Here is an 18,171-nt window from a genome sequence, read left to right as displayed (position 1 = left end):
GTGCCGGTGGTTCCGAGTGGTGCGGGCGTCGCGATCGACGCCGATGGTGCTGGTGTCCGCTGTCGTCACTCGACCGGCCGGATCACCGGCGGGAGCATGACGTGCAGCTGGTCCTCGAGCTTGGTCTGCGCCTCTTCGAGGGAGGAGAACTCGCCCACGACGAGCCCGAAGGTGTCGGAGGCCACGTAACGGTCGTCGCGCTTGTCGACGCTGCCGCCGAAGTACCCGCCGTAGCCGGCGATCCACTCGCCCTGGTCTTCCTGCACCCAGGTGACCTTGGCGCGCTTGGGACGCGTCGAGAGCGCTGCATCGGCTTCGAGGATCGCGATGGTGTCCACGGTGTCGGTGTCGAGGGTGACCTCGGCCTGCGTCGCGTTGTTCACGGTGATGCTCATGTCGCTCTCCTTCACGATCCGGGGTACATCTGCTGACACCAGAACGCTACGAGAAGTGCGGAGGGGATCGCCAGCGAGGCCCGTGGATTCACGGGTTCCGTCAATGCGACCCTTCGCCTAGCCCCGGATTTCCGGGCAGGTGCGTCACACTTCCGGGGTACAGCGTCAGGATCGGGGTACTCGTTTTCCGGATCGCCGCGAATCGGGGGACGCGACGGCAAGAACGGCCGATCGTTTGAGTCGGCGCAGTGCGCCCGAAGGCATCGGTTCTTGGACTTCTACGAGAGGCACTCACTGGCACAACCGTGTCGTCTCCTAAGACTCCAACAGTGAGCAGCTTCCGACACGGGTTCGCCAGCGCACCGAGAACAACCTGAAGGATGAGAACGATGTTGAGGGCACAGCTCTTGGCCCGGACGCTCAGAGCGCCGTTAGTGGAGGTTCGCCGAGCGCAGGACCTGCTGCTGCTACCGGTGTGGTTTCAGGGCCTGCACCAGCAGGAAGATCACGCTTCAGGACGGCAGGGACACCAGCCCAGAACGTGTCGTCCGGGCAGTCCTCCCGCACTACCGATCCAGCAGCGATCACGCACCCACGACCAATAGTCACGCCCGGAAGGATGGTTACTCGAGCACCGATCCACGATCCGTCACCGATCGACACAGGCAGGTTCTTTGGGACGCCGCTACCCGCTCGCCACTCCGACGGCCCCATTTCATGCGTCGAGGTGAGGATCATCACCCCAGGTCCGATTGCCACTCGGGTGCCAACAGTGATCAGACCCTTACCCTCGAAGGTGGCTTCACGGTTGAGGTACGAACCGGCACCGATCGACACCTTCGTGTTCCAAAAACGGACGCCGCGCTCCACGCCGACTGCTGCCTTCACAACGCCCAATGCCGACAGCAGCTGCCACCTGCGCGACGCGGGGAACGGCAGGGATGCAACGAACGTAGCGAGGCTCTTCACGGTCGACACGATACGTGGATGGCGCTCATTGCACACCCGCCTCGGGACGTTTCGTCGTTCACCGTCGTGGCTACAACTGAAGGACGGTCACACGAATACGCCCGACCGCTCCACACCATCGACATCTCACGGCTGATCCTCCGGCGGATCAGGGTCCACAACACTACGGACATTGGAATGGAGGCGCGACTCGCTAACGTCGGCATGTGACCTCCGACAAGCCCCGCGTCGACGACCGCGCCCCGGCCACCTGGCGCAGCCGTCGGTTCGCCGCGGGGCTGGCGGTCGCCTACGGCGTCACCCTGACGCTCGTCGGATTTTGGGGCTCCCCCGTGGACATTGCGGGAGGTCCGTGGCTCACCCGCGTCCTCGCAGCGGCGCACCGTCACGGCCTGCCGGAGCGCATCGACTACGCCGACGTGGAGTCCCTGGCGAACGTGGTCTACTTCGTGCCGCTCGGCCTGCTCGTGGTGCTACTCGCCGGTGCGCGGTGGTGGTGGGCCGCCATCGCCGGGGGGCTCGTCGTCAGTGCATGCATCGAGACCGGCCAGGCGCTGTTCCTGCCGGCCCGCACCGCGACCATCGACGACGTCGTCGCGAACGGCGTGGGGGCACTCCTGGGTGCCGTAATGGGCGTGCTACTGCTCAGCCGAGCGGCTTGGCGTCGGCACCCCTGACGACGGCCCCCGGAGCTGCTCCAACACAGGGCACAGTCCCCGGACACGACGAAGCCCCCAGAGCAGATGCTCCGGGGGCTTCGTTCAGTGTGTCGAGACTCAGACGGATTCGCGCTGGCGGCGGACCGACCCGCGGACCAGCAGGAGGCCACCACCGAGGACGACTGCGCCGCCGGCGACCCAGAGGGCCAGGGCGGAGACGGTCGAACCCGTGAAGGCCAGCGTGCCGTCGGTGCCGGTACCGGCGCCCGCGCCAGCGGCGGGGACAACAGCAGCGTCAGCCGGGGCGACGGTGAAGGCCGCGAAGCCGACGACGCCCGAGGTGGCGCCGGTGGCGGTCAGGTTGTAGGTGCCCGAGGCGCCCTGGGGGAACGTGACGTTGACGTCGAGCGAACCGTCCGAAGCGGCCGTGTAGGTCTTCGAGACGGTCGTGGTCGGCAGCGCGCCGAGCGTGACCGCACCGGCACCGGTGACCTGGACGTTGACGGTCTCGTTGTCCTGGAACGCGCCCTCGGTGAAGTTCACCGAAGCGGTGCCACCGGCGACGGCGGTGCCCGAGACGGAGACGTCGGAGTCAGGCGTGTAGCCGGCGGCGTTGGCGACGGCCGGAGTGGCGAGCAGTGCGGCGCCAGCCAGCACCACCGCTGCGATGAGCTTCTTCATGAATGGTTCCCCTAAAGATCTGAAAATCCAGACCCTGACACCCAGAGCCCGCTGTTCGCCGATCGTTGACCCCAGCCACAGAGATGGCGGTTGTTATGGCGAAGTTGTCTCAATCTAGCGGAGTTTCACAGCTTGGTACCAGATCACGTGGATTTTGGTCATTGGTCGACGTGTGTTCATCCGCGTCAGCCCCGGGTCGCACGGCCTTACCATCGGTCAATCGAGGCTCCAGGCGACAGAAACCCCAGGTGAGAGGGGTCCTCATGGGAATTAGAACACGCTGTGCATCAGATCAAGGGCCTTTGGACCCGGACAGGTTGGCCTCCTGCCCCTCGGAGTGGGGGCACGCTCTCGGTTCGCTTTGCGGAGCTTCCGGTGTCAGCCAGCGGCGAGAGGCTGCTCACAGTCGAACGTAAGGGGCTTGGCCTCGGTCTGCCGGACGCCGGGAGTCGAGTTCGCCTGCACCGCTGCCTTCGCGTACTTCGCCTCGCCGAGGAAGGCAACGCGGTAGGTCAGGCTCTCGCCGGGGGCGAGCATGGTCTGCAGCTGGGCCACGGGGTGCCCACCGTCGGTTGCCGTCTGCACGGCCGTCGTCTTGCCGTCCTTCGTGGCACCGAGGAAGATCGCGTCCTCGGGTGCGTACGCGGCGAGCAGGGTCTTGATCTTCCCGGGCTCGACACCGAAGTCGCCGCCACCCGTCACGTACCGCGGCAGGCTCGTCGCGGCATCGGCAGGTGCTGTGTTCTTCAGGGTGATCTCGACGACCGACGTGGGGCGCCCGTCCTTCCGGCACACCGAGCTGCCGACGGAGACGCTCTTGTCGAGGTAGTAGTCCATCTTCGAGCCGGTGCCGTCGTTCAGGTAGACGGCGAACTGGCTCGAGTCGGCGGTCGCCGTCGGCAGCTCGCCGGCAACCGGCGTCCCGCTGATGCGGCGCTGCTCCGCCGTGTCGGCGCTCCAGAGACGCAGGCGGCTCTCGTCAGCGCTCTGGGTCAGCGCAGACACGAAGGCCTTCGTGTCGAACCCGCCCGACGCGACCTTGTCGAACACCGCGCTGGAGGCGGAGGCGAAGAACGCGTCCTGCACGACCGGGTCTGGGTACTTGGCGTACACATCGCTCAGCAGCATCTGGACCGCGTTGTCTGCGGTCAGGGTGTCGCCGGTCGGCAGCTGCACGGGGCCGGTCGCCCTGAGCACGTAGCTCAGCGTCACGGGGTCGATGGCGAGTACGCCGTCGACCTGCTGCGCGAACCGCTGCTTCCACATCTCCCGCGCGAGCTTCGCCGACACGTCGAAGCGCGGCGTGAGCGTGACGTCCTGCATGTACTCGCCGGTGATGTCTCCGTAGAGCCCACGCGTGTCGTCGGTCAGCGGCAGCACCGGCTTGTCGTACGGTCCGAAAGACGACCCGGACGCTTGGCTTCCCAAGTTGATCGCGCCGTCCTTCACCTGCAGGAGCGCCACTGCCCCGGGGATGCCCCCGCCCGCGCGCAACTCGGCGTTGTTCTGGAACAACAGCAGGTAGTTCCGATCCCCGTCGTGACCGAGCATCGCCGGCGCGAGCTGCACGATGCGGTTCGCTGCGACCGCCTGCTCGGACGCTGATGACAGCGCGTTCCGCAACTGTCCCACGGCGGTGGTGACCGGCGACAGTGTTCCGCTGGTGTCGATCCGCGCGGCGTCGCCGCGTGCCTGCTGAAGCGTCTTCGCGGCCTCGGCGACCGCTGGCTGCGCGTCCTCGATCGGCTCGAGGTCGATCTTGCCGTTCTTCGGCGCGAACGAGTCCGACCCGAGGCCTCCGATGACGCCGGCGACCGGACTGACCGCGTCGCTGGCCACGTCATCGACGATCACCGACACGTCCCGCACGGCCCGCAGGTTGGTCCCGAAGAACGGCACGGACTGTGCCGCGCCCCAGACCGGGTCACCGGTCAGTGCCCGAGCCGACGCTGCTTCGTCCTCAAGGTGACGCGCCGTCTTCTGGGCGGCGGCGGTATCACCACCGGTCAGCTGGGACCGGAGCGTGTCCACATCCCCGACGGCCCGCTCCAGGTGCCCCTTCGCGAGCATGCCGCGGACACCGACCCAGGCGACGGCGAGGATCAGCAGCAGGACAAGGGCGAGGACGACCCACAGGACGATCCGGGCCCTGGACCCCCGGCGTGCTGCAGTGCGTCGCGACTCGGGCGCGTCGGACATGAGGCGATCCTACGGTTCCGTGCGTCCGACACCCGTCACTGACGGACAGAATCCGCGTGTTCGCGGTACCAGTCGATGGTGCTGCGGAGCCCGTCCTCGAGGCCGATCTGTGCCGTCCATCCAGCGTCCGCCAGCTTCGACACGTCGAGCAGCTTCTGCGGGGTGCCGTCGGGCTTGGTGGTGTCCCAGACCGTCTCGCCCTCGAACCCGACGATCTTGCCGATCGTCTCCGCGATCTCCTTGATCGTGACGTCCGATCCAGTACCGACGTTGACCTGGTCAGGACCGTCGTAGTGCTCCATGAGGTGGAACACCGCTGCCGCCATGTCGTCGACGTGCAGGAACTCACGGCGGGGCGACCCGGTCCCCCAGTTCTCCACCGTCGGTGCACCGCTACGAGCGGCTTCGTCGTAACGGCGGATGAGCGCCGGTAGCACGTGGGACCCGGTCGGCGAGAAGTTGTCACCCGGGCCGTAGAGATTGGTCGGCATGGCCGAGATCCACGGACGGCCGAACTGCCGACGGACGGCCTGCACCTGGAGGATGCCGGCGATCTTGGCGATGGCGTACGCGTCGTTCGTCGGTTCGAGATGCCCCGTGAGCAGCGCGTCCTCGTGTATCGGCTGCTCGGCCATCTTCGGGTAGATGCAGGACGAGCCGAGGAACACGAGGCGTTCGACGCCGTGCTCCACCGCGGCATCCATCACGTTGACCTGGATCTGCAGGTTCTCGCTCAGGAAGTCGTGCGGATAGGTGTTGTTCGCCATGATCCCGCCGACCTTGGCAGCGGCGAGCACGACGTGCTTCGGCTGCTGGTCCGCGAAGAAGGCGAAGACTGCGCCGCGGTCCTTCAGGTCGAGCTCGGACGAGGTGCGCCCGACCACGTCCGTGAAACCCTCCGACTCGAGCTTGCGCCAGACCGCCGAGCCCACCAGACCACGGTGTCCCGCGACGTAGACGCGATCAGCCCGGTCGATCGGACCGGCGGTGAAGTCGGTCGTGGCCATCAGGAACCCCAGCTCTCGAGTCGGACGGTGTCGATCCACGGACGGCCCTCGTGCTCGAGCGCCGAGATGTCGGCGTCGACCATGATCCTCGCCAGCTCGGCGGTGTCGACGGTCGCCTCCCAACCGAGCTTCTCCTTGGCCTTTGAGGCGTCGCCGACGAGGGCGTCCACCTCGCTCGGTCGCAGGTACCGCTCGTCGAACCGAACGTGGTCCTCCCAGTTCAGCCCGGCGTGCGAGAAGGCGGTGGTGAGGAAGTCCTTGACCGTGAAGTCGCCACCGGTCGCCAGCACGAAGTCGTCCGGCTCGTCGACCTGCAGCATCCGCCACATGCCCTCGACGTACTCGGCGGCGTACCCCCAGTCCCGGACGGAGTCGAGGTTGCCGAGGTACACGTGGTCCTCGAGGCCGGCCTTGATCCGAGCGACCGCACGGGTGATCTTCCGGGTGACGAAGGTCTCACCGCGACGGGGGGACTCGTGGTTGAACAGGATCCCGTTCACCGCGAACATGCCATAGGCCTCGCGGTAGTTTCGAGTCACCCAGTAGCTGTAGACCTTCGCCGCACCGTACGGAGAACGCGGCCAGAACGGCGTCTCTTCGTTCTGCGGCGGCGGGGTGGCACCGAACATCTCGGAGGAGGACGCCTGGTAGAAGCGCGTGTGGATGCCGGATACCCGGACCGCCTCGAGCATGCGCATCGTGCCCACACCCGTGACGTCACCGGTGTGCTCCGGCTCGTCGAACGACACCCGGACGTGCGACTGGGCCGCGAGGTTGTAGACCTCGTCGGGCTTCAGCTCGCTGAGGAGGCTGACGAGCCGCGCACCGTCGCCAAGGTCCCCGTAGTGCAGGAACAACTTCGCCTGCGACTCGTGCGGGTCGACGTACAAGTGGTCGATCCGCGAGGTGTTGAACGTCGAAGCTCGTCGGATGATCCCGTGGACCTCGTACCCCTTGCGGAGGAGCAGCTCAGCGAGGTAGGACCCGTCCTGTCCGGTTATCCCGGTGATGAGTGCGCGCTTGGTCAATTGATCCCTGTCTTTTCGTCCGAGCTCGACGCGCGGAACCGTTCGGGCAGAAGTTCATGAAGAATACTTTGGAATCGGTCCAGTGCTGCGCCGGCCGTGAGGTGCTCTGCTCGGTACGCCCGAGCCGCTCGCCCGTAGCGCTGACGCGCTGGCTCATCCGCGGCCAGTGCCAGGACAGCGTCAACAAGCGCCGATGGCTCGCCTGCGGAGACCACAGGCCCGGCCTCAGCACTCAGGACCTCTGAGCGCGTGACGCTCCCCAGGTCTGTGGCCGCAAGCACCGGAACTCCGGTAGCGAAGTAGCTGGTCAACTTGCTGGGAACAGCCATTCCAGACACACCTGGCGCCTCGTTGACGAGGAGAACATCGGCAGCGTTCAGCGCCGCTGCGAACTCCCCATCGGGCAACGGAGCAAGAAACTGCAAGTTCCGGACATCGAAAGCAAGCTTTTCCAACTGCGCACGCTGATTGCCGTCGCCGAGGAGGACGAAACGAATCCGCAAGCCCCGCTTCCCAGCCAAACGCGCCGCTTCGACGACGTTCCCGAGCCCCTGCTTCACACCCATGTTGCCTGCGTGGAGGACAACCGTCTCGTCTGATGCCCAGCCGAGAGCTTCACGAGCACTGTTCCGGTCGGCGACCGCAGGAGGTTCGAAGTGAGTCCAGTTGCGCATCACGACCACGCGTGACTCGGGCACCCCGAGCTCCTCGATCACCGTTCGCTTGAACCGGTCATGGATGACGACGACCGTCGAGGATCGTCTGAGCACCCAGCGCTCGACAGCTGCCACGACTCGCACGCCGAGCCCAGAAGCGGTGCGGGTTTCGCGGAGGCCGAGCGAGTAGAGATCCTGCACCCAGGTCACGACGGGCATTCTTCGCCGGAGGACGCGAGCCCTCACGAGTGCGATCGCCGAGCTGAACAGGGCCGGCGAGACCAGGACGAGGACATCGTGTCTCGCCCAGCGCTGCGTCGCGGCACGCACTCCGAAGCTCACCTCGGATGCAAGACGGCTCAGCCCGCCTGACCGAGCGGGCAGTTTGTGGCGTACTCGGCGGACAGCACACCCCCCGACGGACGACGTGTCCGACCAAGGAGGAGGGGTGGCGCCGAACGACCACGCGGGGTAGTGCGGAAACGTCGTGATGACACTGACGTCGACGCCAGACGCCGACAAGGCACTCGCCAGTCCTCCGGTGTACGGAGCGATCCCGGCAGGCTCAGGCGGGAAGTTCAAACCCACTACGAGAACTGACCCCTGCCGCATGGGGCGACCATAACAGTTGCAAGGGCTTACAAGACGTGGACCTGAGAGACGGCCGTCCGTGTTCCGCGTTGTGGCAACTGCCCGGAGGAACCCACACCCGGTAGCATCGGCGCGACGCGTACTCGGGCGCGCAGAGAGGCGGGCAATGGTATCGGACGCGAGAGTGCCCGTCATTGCACTCAAGTCGGCTCCCGGTGAACGAAGTTCATGGGACCGGAGCAACCTCACGGTCTACCTGTGGGCTGTCGCGGAGCTGCTCTTCGTCACCAATCCCTGGCAGATCAGCTCGTCCATCCGGGCCCGGGTCCTGCGGCTGTTCGGAGCAGAAATCGGGACCGGTGTCATCATGCGCCCTCGGATGCGGGTCCGTTTTCCGTGGAAGCTCCACATCGAAAACGACTGCTGGATCGGTGAAGGCGTCTGGTTCCACAACCAGGATGACATCCGGATCGGGAACGACGTCGTGATCTCTCAGGAGACCTTCCTCACTACGGGTAGTCACGCACATCGGGTTGACATGGCGCTGATCACCCGCCCGATCGAGATTGGTGCCGGCACCTGGATCACCGCGCGCTGCATGGTCCTCGGCGGCACCAAGTTGGGTGAATCATGCCTTGCGAAGCCAATGTCGGTCGTCTCCGGAACGCATCCGGCGAACAGCGTTCTCGAAGGAAACCCTGCCCGCGTGACAGGCGTGCGGTTCTCAAACCTGTGAGTGCTCCGGTGCCGGCCAGAACGGCATTCGAGGAAACTGGCTCAACCGAACGAAGGGGAACGAGCGCTTGGCGACTCGACTGAAGGACGCGTCTGTCCTCTGGGCGCAGGGGGGCCTCGGCAATCAACTCTTTCAGTTGAACGCCGGGTTGACGTTGTCCGATACGCCCGCGAACCTGCTGGTCTCGACGAGCAGCTACGGCCGCGACCGACTTCGACAGTTCGAGCTCGTAGCGTTGCTCTCGGCGTCGGCAATGACCACTCCCACCGAGGACTTCCGACTCGGACAGCCGTACAACTGGCGCGGCCGACAGCGATCGAAATCCCGCGACCGTTCGATGGTGAACATCTTCAGTGACTCTGAGACGCACCCGTCCGCCTTCCGACGAGGAACCTTCAACATTGGGTTCTTTCAGGACGAAGCATCACTGGCGCTACCCACGAACGCGACCACAGCTCTGGTCGCTGAGTACCGGCGGAAGACGTCCATCGCAATGTCCGCAGAAGGCCGCCCAGTTCTGCACGTTCGGCGTGGGGATTACACGTCTTCTCCGGCGGCCCAACGCACCTTCGGCATGCTGTCCCGCCTCTACTACGAAGCCGCATGCAGCAGGCTCGGCATACGCATCGACGAGTGCGTCATCTACACCGACGACCCAGCGGCAGTGCAGCGTGAGTTCGACGTCCCTCGCAGCGAGATCGTCGGACCCGAGGACATCGAGTCGCCGCTCGACACGCTCGTGGCTATGTCGCGGGCGAGCGCCTTGGTCATTCCGAACAGCACCTTCTCCTGGTGGGCCGCGGAGCTGGCGTCCGGCGTACCCGTCGCCGCTCCGAGCACCTGGTTCTTCGACCGTCCGGGGAACCTGAGACGCGCTGGTTGGGTTGCTGTGCCGAACGCATGAGTCGATTCGGCAAGTCGCTGTCGTTGGGGTGGCTCCCCGCGAGCCAAGCGCTCTCGTTGATCGCGTCGTTGGCAGCCTTCGCAGTTCTTTCGCGCGAACTCGGTCCGGCCAGCTACGCGCAATTCGCCGTGTTCGTGTTCGTGTACACCATGGCGGCCTTGGCCACGGATTTCTCGGCGATGGGCTTCCTGCTCGTTCATGGTGTTTCGTGGTCGCTTCGACGATCAGCCTGGTCAAGTTCGCTTGTCAGCGCCGCAGCCGGTGGTGTCGTGCTGTCCGGAGCGCTGTTCCTCTTGTCCTTCATGGACCTGCCGGCCGGTCCTCCCCGCGCCCTGGACGTCTTCATCCTCGTGTCAGGCCTCGTCGCACAGTCACTGATCCAGCCGATTCGAGGGCAGCTGATGGTCTTCCGCAGGTACCCGACGATCGCCGTGACCGATGTGGGAGCCACCCTCGTCGGGTTCGGCTCCGCGATCTTCCTCGCCACCCAGATGCACTCGGTCACGGTCCTCTGCGTGCAACTCGCGCTGACCTCGGTGGCTCGGCTGGTGTTGACGCTCGCACTCTCGCTTCTCGTCGGACGAAAGGGTTCAAGGGACGCCGACGAACCCGCCGTTGCCGGAACCGTCATCGAAGCCCCTAACCCGTTCCGCTACGGACTCAAGGTCCTCCCGCTGAACGTCGCTTCCTACGCAAGCCGCGCGATCGATTCAGGCACGTTGCCGCTGATCCTCCCCGTCGGAGCGGCGGCGGCGTACGCCCGTTCGTACCAGTTGATCGTCACCCCCGTGACCCAGGTCCAGCTTTCCCTCGGGGGAGCGATCGTCGAGCGGATGGCTCGCCGAGCCGCGCAACCCGGCGACGACGGCACGTTCGACAAGCGCGTCTGGAAAGCGCTCCACCTCGTGACCTTCGTAGCAGCGATCGTGTTGTCGTTGGGTGCACCGGTGCTCGAAGCGATCTTCTTCGGTCCGGGGTGGGTGCACGTTGCGCTCATGATCTCTTCGATGGCACTACTCCTGCCCTCGCTCACACTGAGTTCCTTCATGTCGTGGAAACTGCAGATCAAGGCAGAGCTACGGCACTCGCTCCTGAACCTCGGGGTACTCCTCCTCGTCCCGATGCTCGCCATCGTCCTCGGGCTGCTCTACAGCACGAACGGCGCGCTGATCGGGTTAGCCCTGGGCGCTCTCATCCAAGGACTCGCCCTGGCTACACTCCACCGGTCGCTGCTTCCTGTCGCGCTCAAGTACGCCATCATGCAGATCGTCGTGGAATGGGCTGTTCTGGCTGCCCTACTGGTCGTCCGATTCCTGTGATGGAACGCCGCCGGATGCGCGAAGAGGAAGACTCCATCGCGACCGCAGCAGGCGCCGCAAATGCGTACGATCTCGGCTGCTCTCCACCTGCTCAACGCTCCGCTGGAGCTCTGATCGAAGCTCTTGAGTGCTCGTGTTGCGCGCGTCGATGCCGAGGACAGCAGCAGCGAGAGCGTTGTACGACTCGATGAGTGCCTCGTTTTCCCGCACCTGCTGCTCGTAGCCCGGTTGGGACGTCGCTTGGTTCGGGTGGTGTCGATATGCGACAGTCGGGAACGACGTCAGCGAAATACGCGCACCAGAGGCAGCCAAGCGCATCCACAGTTCGTAGTCCTCCGCGTGCCCCGGCCGATAGGTCCCGACCCCTCCCAGAGACACGCGTCGAGCAATCATCGTCGACTGCGGAACGGGGTTCAGCACGAGCAGCGCGACGGGCATGGCACCTGGTGACAATGGGGCCGGTCTTGGTATGTGGACACGCGCCCCTTGCGCGAAGCGGGCAATCGGAGCGAAAAGGAGGTCGGACTTCGACATGGAACGTCGGTAGCCGACGAAGCGGTGGGGCAGGCAGATGTCGTCCGCGTCCATGGCCGCGACGAACTCGCTGTCTGATCGAGCGATGAGCTGGTTGCGTGCTTCGCCAGCACCGACGTTCAACGGACCTTCGATGAGCGAGACCCGACTCGTTCGATCGGCGAAGCGCTGTACGAGCCGCCGCGTTCCATCGGTGCTTGCGTCGTCGTAGACCAGGATCTCTGCGTCCGTGGGCATCGCCACGAGCGTCGACCGAAGGGCCGCAGAGATCGTGCTCTCCGCGTTCCAGGCAGGCATGATCACTGTCAATCTAGGCATCGCGACGTCCGGTCGGCTTCGCAGGCGCACCGATGACCGTCGTCCCAGGCGCGACATCATCGATGACGACAGCCATCGCCGCGAGCGTGGCACCGGAGCCGACCCGGATCGGTCCGAACACTTGCGCGTAGGCGCCGAAGGTCACGTTGTCCTCGATGATCGGTACTCCACCACCTTCGCGACGTTCTCCGATCGTCACGCCGTGCCGGAGCACGCAGTCAGCCCCGATCTGCGCTTGTGGGTGGATGATGATCCCGCCGAAGTGGTGGATCATCAATCTCGGCCCGATCTCCACGGTTCGCGGGATGTCGATGCCGGTCACGAGTCGGACTGCGTTGTACAAAGGGAAGTACAGGGCGTGCAAGATCCTTCCTCGAATTCCCCTCACGTGCAGCGTGTACCGGCCGAACCGGTAGACGCGGAGTGCCCAGTAACCGGGCTGGAGAAGCCACGGATGCCCCCCGAAAAGAGCAGCCTCTTCCCGCCTTGCGCTGGCGCTGCCGTAGAACGACATCATTGTCCTCTCGAGAGCATGGACCGATACCTGCGTGCGGCACGGTGACGAAGGCCGCTCAGGAACGACACGGCCGGATGCACGGCGAGAGTGTCCCGCTGGACCCGACGTGCTTCGGCGCCGATGAGTTTCCCGTGCTGGGTCGACGTACCGTCGAGGTGGAATCGCGCGACCGCGACATGCTCGACGACGAACGGAACACCCGAGGCGTAGAGCCTGGCCGTGAAGTCGTAATCTGCAGCGACCCGAAAGCTCTCGTCGTAGCGAACACTGACTTGTGCGCGAGGATAGAAGATCGCTTGATGCGAAGTCGGTAACGCGTGCCAGAGCGAGCGGGGCGATCGCGTGGCGCGGGTGTGTTCGCGCTCGCCGGAGGCGAGGACGAAGTCCGCGAGGACCACCGAGCCCGCGTGTGCCCCGAGGATGACGGACAGCTGCGACCAGCGAACAAGGCACTCGTCACCGCCGTTCAAGAACCATAGGTGGTCGCCGTTCGCGACGGCCATGCCCTTGTTCATCGCGTCGTAGATGCCAGTGTCCGGCTCTGAGATGAGGCGTACTGAGTCGCCGAGGTCTTCGGCCCGTTGCGCTGTTCCCGCCGACATCCCGCCATCGACGATGATGAGCTCACAAGCTCGGCCCGACTCCTTGAGCAGGCCCTCGAGCGAAGCCGCGGTCCGCTTCAATCCCTCGTCGTCCTTGTACGTAACGGTGATTATCGACAGCTTCGGAGGCAAGTGCAGAACCGCTCTCTCCTGGGATCAAGGATCGGCTTTGTTGCCGGGTGGCGAAGATCACCCACAGGGTGAAGACGTACTCCGGCAACATGATGCCACCAGAGAACAACAGGCTTCCGACGACCCAGACCGGGATGGTGGCCTGCTCGATCGATCCCGTGTGGAGCCCACGGCCGAGGGCGACGAGCGCCCAGAGTGCCAGCGCAATGGACGCGGTCAAGCCGAGCCAGCCGAAGTAGAACACGATCACGTAGAAGCCGTTGTCGAGCGAGTCGCCAGCAGCCGCTCCGTTGAGGATGCCGTAGTCCGCCACGGTGTTTCGCAGCGATCCGTACGGGTGTCCGAGCGGGAAGTGCACGAGCGTGTCACCGAGGATCCGGAGTGGCCCGATCAAGCGGTAGTAGGCGCTCGATCCCGCGGTGAAGGTCGAATCCAATCTGCCGGCTAGGTACGGCAGCGCGATCACTGTCAAAGCCACCAGAACGCCCAGAGCGACGAGCTTGAGCCGACTCTTCCCGACGAAGATGACAACCAGGGCTACGACACCGAAGAGGATCAGCCCTGTCGCGGACCTGACGGCGAGGAGCCCTGCGCCGGCGAGCACCCAAACTGGCAGCTTCCGATACCCCTGAGCAAGGAGCGCGACGGCGAGGGATCCGATCACGAACGCGGCGTATGACGGCTCGAGATAGAAGCCCGCTGCCCGCGGAATTGGGTTGAACTCGAGGTGGGGGTCGTACTGGTAGAGGTACTGGTGCTCTCCGAAGGGGTTGAACCACTGAACGGAACCTCGTGCGCCCGTTGCGACTTGCAGAAGGCAGAGTCCGACGACGACGATCAGCGCGATGAAGGCACCTCGCAGCATGGCTGGTACCGCTTCAGCTCGGACTGTGCCGCGCTTGCATTGGGAAAGGATGACCGCCGCAAACACGAAGAGGGCCAACGTCTGGAAGAAGGAAAGCGAACCTTCACGGGTGGACGGAGCTGCTATCTGAACCAACGCGTTCGGCACGACCGCGATCCCGAGCGCGACGATGGCGTTGCTGATCGGCACCCTCGTACTGACGGCGATCACGAGCGTTATCCCGAGGAAGAGACCCAGCGTTATCGGGTAGTCGCCAACCTGGGCCACCTGGAAGTGCTCGAAGATCACGAAGGCTGCGGTCAACAGGCTCACGAACGCCCGGTACCCGTTGTTCATGCGCCGAGCACGCTTTGGTAGAGACCGAGATAGTCGTCGATCATCCGGTCAGGTGAGAAGCGTGTGACCTCTGTGGGTGCGATGGCGCCGAGCGGGACAGCCGACCCGATTGCCTCCGCCCACCGGGCTCGTTCACCCACGATCCTCACGTTCTGCGACCAGCCGAACTCGCGCGCGGCCCTGGAATCAGCTGCGACGACGGACATGCCAGCCGTCAGCGCTTCGACGATCGTCAGCGGGTAGTAGTCGACGGCCGACGAGAACACGAGATGCGAGTGTTCACGCATCAAGCGGTACATCTCCGAACGTTCCGTGATCGCTCCAAGCATCAGTGCGTTCGCGATCGGCGACGGCGCGTTATCTCCCACGATCGTCAGCCGGCCCGGGGCGATGCGAGCAATCTCCTCCAGGAGGCCCCAATCGACCTTGGCGCGGTCACGGAGGTCTCGGCACATGAACAGGAATCGCGCTTGGCCATCGACCTGCTCCCCGGGGCTCTGCTCCTGCGCCAGCGACCAGAACTGCGGATCCACAGAGTTCGTGATCGTGCTCACGTCGGAGAACCCGCCCGCCTCCATTTCATCCGCAAGCCAGGATGCGCAGGCCACGATCTTCAGCGGGACGGTGGCACGAACCTCATCTATGGCCTCACGGCGTGCAACGAACATTGACGCCGCACGATCGATCTTGGCTGGCGGGTAGGCTGACAGGAACGGGCATGGGTCACAGCCGCCTTCCCAGCCCGTGCAAGTCCCGGGTTGCGCACACCGGCCGGTCATGGCCCATTGATCGTGCATCGTCCACACGATGGGTTTCCCCTCGTTCGCAATCAGCGCGAGCAGGTCCAAGGGCGGCATCATGTAGCTGTGGATGGCGTGAAGATGCACCACGTCGCTCTTGCGTACTTCGCGCAGCAAAGATGCTCGCTGCGAGCGAGGCGGATTGATCACCTCGGTCCCGACGAGCTGGTGGGCGGCGAGGTTCAGCGCGGCCCGCGGCGCCGAGGCGAGTCGAATGGCTTCGTACTCAGCTTCGAGAGGCGAAGAGCCTCCGCCCTTCGCGTACCCGTAGGCGAATCTGGCGCCGATTCCCCTCGCGCGCAGCCCGTCGTGGAGGGTGCGTGCCACCCCTGCCGCACCGCCCTCGCTGAGGCGGACGTTGATCTGGAGCACCTCGGTCACGTCGACGGGCCTTTCTCCGGTGCGGGACCGTCGCTGCTCTCGGGACGTCGTTCCGCAGTTGCCGAAGCGGGCACCGCGGAGCGGGAAGACACGGGAAGAGACGCCATCAGTACGCTCCCTGCGATTGCCAGACGGCTTTGGCAGTCCGCCAGAGGACCACGAGATCGCCCGTGATCGACCAGTTCTCCACGTAGTACAGATCCAGCCGCACGGAATCCTCCCACGACAGGTCGGATCGACCGCTCACCTGCCAGAGCCCGGTCATGCCCGGCTTCACCAGGAACCGACGGTGGACGTGGGTGTCGTAGCGGGCGACCTCGCGCGAGAGCGGCGGCCGGGGTCCGACGAGCGACATGCTGCCGGCCAGGACGTTGAACAGCTGCGGCACTTCGTCGAGGCTGTAGCGGCGCATGAACCCGCCGACCCGGGTGACCCGGGGGTCGTTCCGCATCTTGAACAGGACGTCGTTGCCCTCGGCCCGGTCGAGTGCGCTGAGCTCCTGCAGGCGTTCCTCGGCGTCGACGACCATCGAGCGGAACTTGATCATCCGGAAGGTGCTGCCGTTCAGGCCGACGCGCTCCTGCCGGAAGAAGACCGGACCGGTCGAGGTGGTCTTCACCAGCACGGCCAGCACGAGGAGCAGCGGCGACAGGACGACGACGAGCAGCCCTGCACCGATCAGGTCGAAGGCGCGCTTCGTGTAGAGCTTGCGCCCCGAGTACGTCGGTGTCTCGACGTGGATGAGCGGCAGGCCCTGCACCGGCCGGGTGTGGATGCGGGGGCCACCGATGTCGGTCAGGCTCGGTGCGACCACCAGGTGCTGTCGGCCCGGCTCGAGCGACCAGCTGAGTTGCCGGACGCGCTCCGGCGGCAGGTCGTCGGAACTCGTGATCACGACGGTGTCGGCACCGGTCTCGCGCAGCGCGGACCCGACGTCGTCCAAGCCGCCGTGGCTCTGGATGGTCGAACCGGCCAGCAGACCGCGGTGGTTCGTCGACACCACGGCGCCGACCACGCGGTAGCCGGCTTCGGGGGAACGCGCGAGTTCGCGGCCGATGTGCAGCACGCTGGCCGGTGACCCGACCAGCAGCACCGTCGCGGAGTAGGCGCCCCGCTGACGCTGGGCCACGAGCCACTGGCGCCACATCCACCGGGACAGCAGGAGGACGAGGATCCCGATCGGGAACGCGATGAGCACGTAGCCGCGCGCAAGGTCGACGTGCAGCAGGAACGCTGCGATGGCGAGCAGGCCGAACACGCGGACGCTGGAGTCCGCGACCAGGCGGTACTCGGTGCTGCCGACGCCGATCACCCGGGCACCGCGGGTGTCGTACAGGGCGAGTGCGCTCATCCACACGACGATCACCACGATGGAGATCGCGGAGTAGCTCAGTCGCAGGTCGGCGGTGTTGGTCGCCAGGTTCGACTCGAGTCCGAGCCAGGCGATCTGCACGCCGAAGACGACCCAGATCAGGGCCAGCAGGTCGGTGAAGAGCACGCGGCGCGAGTACGTGCGGCTCCACTCGTCGGTGGCTCCGATGGCGCGCGGTGCGCGGAGCGCGTCCGCCGTCACGAGGACGACCCGGTCACCACGTCGCCCCACCGTCCGACGACACCCGGACGGTCGTGCCGTCCCACAGCCACACGTCCTGGCCGGCACGGTCGATGGTGACGGTGTCGTCGGTGTCCGCGCCGTCGGCGCAACCGACCGGCGTGACGGGGGTGCTCGGCGTCACCCCGGCGGCGGGCATCGTCACGAGCTGCACGCCGTCGCACGACGCGACCCCCACGCGGGCCAGTGTGTAGTCGCTGCCGTCGACGGCGATCGAGCGCACGCCGCCCATCGGCACGTCGACCCAGGCTCCCTCACCGGTGCGCCACTCGAGTTGGCCGTCGCAGATGACGACCGCGGTCTGCTGCCCCTGGAACGCCTCGATCGGGTCGGTGCACGGCGCCTGGACGGTCCCCTTCGAGAGCACCACGCCGTCGGCACTGATGCCGGCGCCAGCGGCGCCGGGCGCCCCGGCTTCCCACGTCACGCCGGCGTCGGTGCTGGTCCGCGCCGTCGTGGTGCAGTCGTCGCCGACACCCGCCAGGATCGAGAGCTCCGCACCGGAGGCCCGGATCGCCATGAGCGATCGCACATCCGTCCCGAGTCCCACCGGAACCCACGTCGCCCCGCCGTCCACGGAGTGTTCCAGAACCGGCCGCGGGCCGCCGCACGACCCACCGGACGCACGCCACGCCTCCTGGCCGTCGACCGCTGCCAACAGACGGCGACCCTGCTGCTCGGTTGACGCGGCGTCCGCGTCGGCAGACGCACTCGGCCGCGGTGTCTCGCGCCGGTCGGGCGTCCCCGTGAAGGTGGGGATGGGACCCGCGGGTCCGTTCTCCTCGGGCGCCGTGCGACCGAGGGCGAGCGCGACGAGCACCACGTCGATGACGACCAGCGCCGCCACCACGACGGCCACCAGGATGAGCGTGGTCCGAGGCAGTGCCCGGCCGAGGCTTCGGGTCCCCCGGCGAGTCTTCATGTGAGTGT

18 protein-coding genes are annotated in these 18,171 nt (G+C 65.9%); 4 read left to right on the top strand and 14 right to left on the bottom strand.

What is annotated here, in order from left to right:
* Nucleotides 1-65: 65 nt before the first annotated feature.
* Together DEI85_RS02735 and DEI85_RS02730 are read right to left on the bottom strand one after the other, a co-directional pair.
* Nucleotides 66-395, bottom strand: a complete 330-nt coding sequence (locus tag DEI85_RS02735) for a hypothetical protein (protein ID WP_027465011.1) — start codon at nt 393-395, stop codon at nt 66-68.
* 420 nt (nt 396-815) lie between these two features.
* Nucleotides 816-1,364 carry an acyltransferase gene (locus DEI85_RS02730; protein ID WP_111123701.1) on the bottom strand — a complete coding sequence of 183 codons (549 nt, stop codon included), beginning with the start codon at nt 1,362-1,364 and terminating at the stop codon, nt 816-818.
* Nucleotides 1,365-1,570: 206 nt separating this feature from the next.
* Here DEI85_RS02730 and DEI85_RS02725 point away from each other — a divergent pair, with 206 nt between their 5' ends.
* Nucleotides 1,571-2,041, top strand: coding sequence for a VanZ family protein (locus DEI85_RS02725; RefSeq protein ID WP_111123702.1), 471 nt, complete (start codon nt 1,571-1,573; stop codon nt 2,039-2,041).
* Between the two features lie 99 nt (nt 2,042-2,140).
* Here the strand turns inward: DEI85_RS02725 and DEI85_RS02720 are convergent, their stop codons facing one another.
* The 5 genes from DEI85_RS02720 to DEI85_RS02700 all read right to left on the bottom strand — a co-directional run bounded on the left by DEI85_RS02720 (nt 2,141) and on the right by DEI85_RS02700 (nt 8,206).
* Nucleotides 2,141-2,704 (bottom strand): hypothetical protein, encoded by a 564-nt coding sequence (locus DEI85_RS02720; protein WP_110858813.1) that lies wholly within the window; start codon nt 2,702-2,704, stop codon nt 2,141-2,143.
* Nucleotides 2,705-3,082: 378 nt separating this feature from the next.
* A complete protein-coding gene (locus DEI85_RS02715) occupies nt 3,083-4,903 on the bottom strand; it encodes a DUF4012 domain-containing protein (protein WP_111123703.1) in 1,821 nt (606 codons plus the stop codon).
* A gap of 35 nt (nt 4,904-4,938) precedes the next feature.
* Complete coding sequence (locus tag DEI85_RS02710) at nt 4,939-5,910, bottom strand: GDP-L-fucose synthase family protein (RefSeq protein WP_111123704.1); 972 nt, start codon at nt 5,908-5,910, stop codon at nt 4,939-4,941.
* Entirely contained in the window at nt 5,910-6,938 is a 1,029-nt protein-coding gene (gene gmd, locus DEI85_RS02705; protein WP_111123705.1) for a GDP-mannose 4,6-dehydratase, read from the bottom strand. The genes DEI85_RS02710 and gmd overlap by 1 nt, the downstream gene beginning before the upstream one ends.
* On the bottom strand, nt 6,935-8,206 hold the full coding sequence (locus DEI85_RS02700) for a glycosyltransferase family 4 protein (protein WP_111123706.1): 1,272 nt from the start codon (nt 8,204-8,206) through the stop codon (nt 6,935-6,937). The genes gmd and DEI85_RS02700 overlap by 4 nt, the downstream gene beginning before the upstream one ends.
* Before the next feature lie 163 nt (nt 8,207-8,369).
* Between DEI85_RS02700 and DEI85_RS02695 the strand changes: the two genes are divergently transcribed.
* From DEI85_RS02695 to DEI85_RS02685, 3 genes are all read left to right on the top strand, one after another.
* Nucleotides 8,370-8,921: an LbetaH domain-containing protein gene (locus tag DEI85_RS02695; protein ID WP_349815120.1), complete on the top strand. Its 552-nt coding sequence runs from the start codon at nt 8,370-8,372 to the stop codon at nt 8,919-8,921.
* 67 nt (nt 8,922-8,988) lie between these two features.
* A complete protein-coding gene (locus tag DEI85_RS02690) occupies nt 8,989-9,825 on the top strand; it encodes an alpha-1,2-fucosyltransferase (RefSeq protein WP_111123708.1) in 837 nt (278 codons plus the stop codon).
* On the top strand, nt 9,822-11,144 hold the full coding sequence (locus DEI85_RS02685) for an oligosaccharide flippase family protein (protein ID WP_111123709.1): 1,323 nt from the start codon (nt 9,822-9,824) through the stop codon (nt 11,142-11,144). Before DEI85_RS02690 ends, DEI85_RS02685 begins: the two co-directional genes overlap by 4 nt.
* Here the strand turns inward: DEI85_RS02685 and DEI85_RS02680 are convergent.
* From DEI85_RS02680 to DEI85_RS02650, 7 genes are all read right to left on the bottom strand, one after another.
* On the bottom strand, nt 11,121-11,975 hold the full coding sequence (locus DEI85_RS02680) for a glycosyltransferase family 2 protein (protein WP_181435497.1): 855 nt from the start codon (nt 11,973-11,975) through the stop codon (nt 11,121-11,123). The two genes, DEI85_RS02685 and DEI85_RS02680, sit on opposite strands and share 24 nt — an antisense overlap.
* A gap of 13 nt (nt 11,976-11,988) precedes the next feature.
* Nucleotides 11,989-12,318 carry a serine O-acetyltransferase gene (locus DEI85_RS02675; protein ID WP_220036870.1) on the bottom strand — a complete coding sequence of 110 codons (330 nt, stop codon included), beginning with the start codon at nt 12,316-12,318 and terminating at the stop codon, nt 11,989-11,991.
* 191 nt (nt 12,319-12,509) lie between these two features.
* Entirely contained in the window at nt 12,510-13,196 is a 687-nt protein-coding gene (locus DEI85_RS02670) for a glycosyltransferase (RefSeq protein WP_181435496.1), read from the bottom strand.
* Nucleotides 13,138-14,448, bottom strand: a complete 1,311-nt coding sequence (locus tag DEI85_RS02665) for a putative colanic acid polymerase WcaD (protein WP_146244739.1) — start codon at nt 14,446-14,448, stop codon at nt 13,138-13,140. Before DEI85_RS02665 ends, DEI85_RS02670 begins: the two co-directional genes overlap by 59 nt.
* Nucleotides 14,445-15,629: a glycosyltransferase gene (locus DEI85_RS02660; RefSeq protein WP_258376353.1), complete on the bottom strand. Its 1,185-nt coding sequence runs from the start codon at nt 15,627-15,629 to the stop codon at nt 14,445-14,447. Before DEI85_RS02660 ends, DEI85_RS02665 begins: the two co-directional genes overlap by 4 nt.
* Nucleotides 15,630-15,735: 106 nt before the next feature.
* Nucleotides 15,736-17,232: a sugar transferase gene (locus DEI85_RS02655; protein WP_111123712.1), complete on the bottom strand. Its 1,497-nt coding sequence runs from the start codon at nt 17,230-17,232 to the stop codon at nt 15,736-15,738.
* Nucleotides 17,216-18,163: a beta propeller repeat protein gene (locus tag DEI85_RS02650; RefSeq protein WP_146238469.1), complete on the bottom strand. Its 948-nt coding sequence runs from the start codon at nt 18,161-18,163 to the stop codon at nt 17,216-17,218. The genes DEI85_RS02655 and DEI85_RS02650 overlap by 17 nt, the downstream gene beginning before the upstream one ends.
* Nucleotides 18,164-18,171 lie beyond the last annotated feature (8 nt).

Origin of the sequence: Curtobacterium sp. MCBD17_026 (genome assembly GCF_003234895.2) — a bacterium.
GTDB lineage: Bacteria > Actinomycetota > Actinomycetes > Actinomycetales > Microbacteriaceae > Curtobacterium > Curtobacterium flaccumfaciens.
This window is presented reverse-complemented; position numbering and strand designations above follow the sequence as displayed.

What these genes read in the sequence shown, in the direction of transcription:
- DEI85_RS02735 (WP_027465011.1), bottom strand. Translation starts at nt 395, where the DNA reads ATGAGCATCACCGTGAACAACGCGACGCAGGCCGAGGTCACCCTCGAC.
- DEI85_RS02720 (WP_110858813.1), bottom strand. Translation starts at nt 2,704, where the DNA reads ATGAAGAAGCTCATCGCAGCGGTGGTGCTGGCTGGCGCCGCACTGCTC.
- DEI85_RS02715 (WP_111123703.1), bottom strand. Translation starts at nt 4,903, where the DNA reads ATGTCCGACGCGCCCGAGTCGCGACGCACTGCAGCACGCCGGGGGTCC.
- DEI85_RS02710 (WP_111123704.1), bottom strand. Translation starts at nt 5,910, where the DNA reads ATGGCCACGACCGACTTCACCGCCGGTCCGATCGACCGGGCTGATCGC.
- DEI85_RS02700 (WP_111123706.1), bottom strand. Translation starts at nt 8,206, where the DNA reads ATGCGGCAGGGGTCAGTTCTCGTAGTGGGTTTGAACTTCCCGCCTGAG.
- DEI85_RS02685 (WP_111123709.1), top strand. Translation starts at nt 9,822, where the DNA reads ATGAGTCGATTCGGCAAGTCGCTGTCGTTGGGGTGGCTCCCCGCGAGC.
- DEI85_RS02680 (WP_181435497.1), bottom strand. Translation starts at nt 11,975, where the DNA reads ATGCCTGCCTGGAACGCGGAGAGCACGATCTCTGCGGCCCTTCGGTCG.
- DEI85_RS02665 (WP_146244739.1), bottom strand. Translation starts at nt 14,448, where the DNA reads ATGAACAACGGGTACCGGGCGTTCGTGAGCCTGTTGACCGCAGCCTTC.
- DEI85_RS02650 (WP_146238469.1), bottom strand. Translation starts at nt 18,163, where the DNA reads ATGAAGACTCGCCGGGGGACCCGAAGCCTCGGCCGGGCACTGCCTCGG.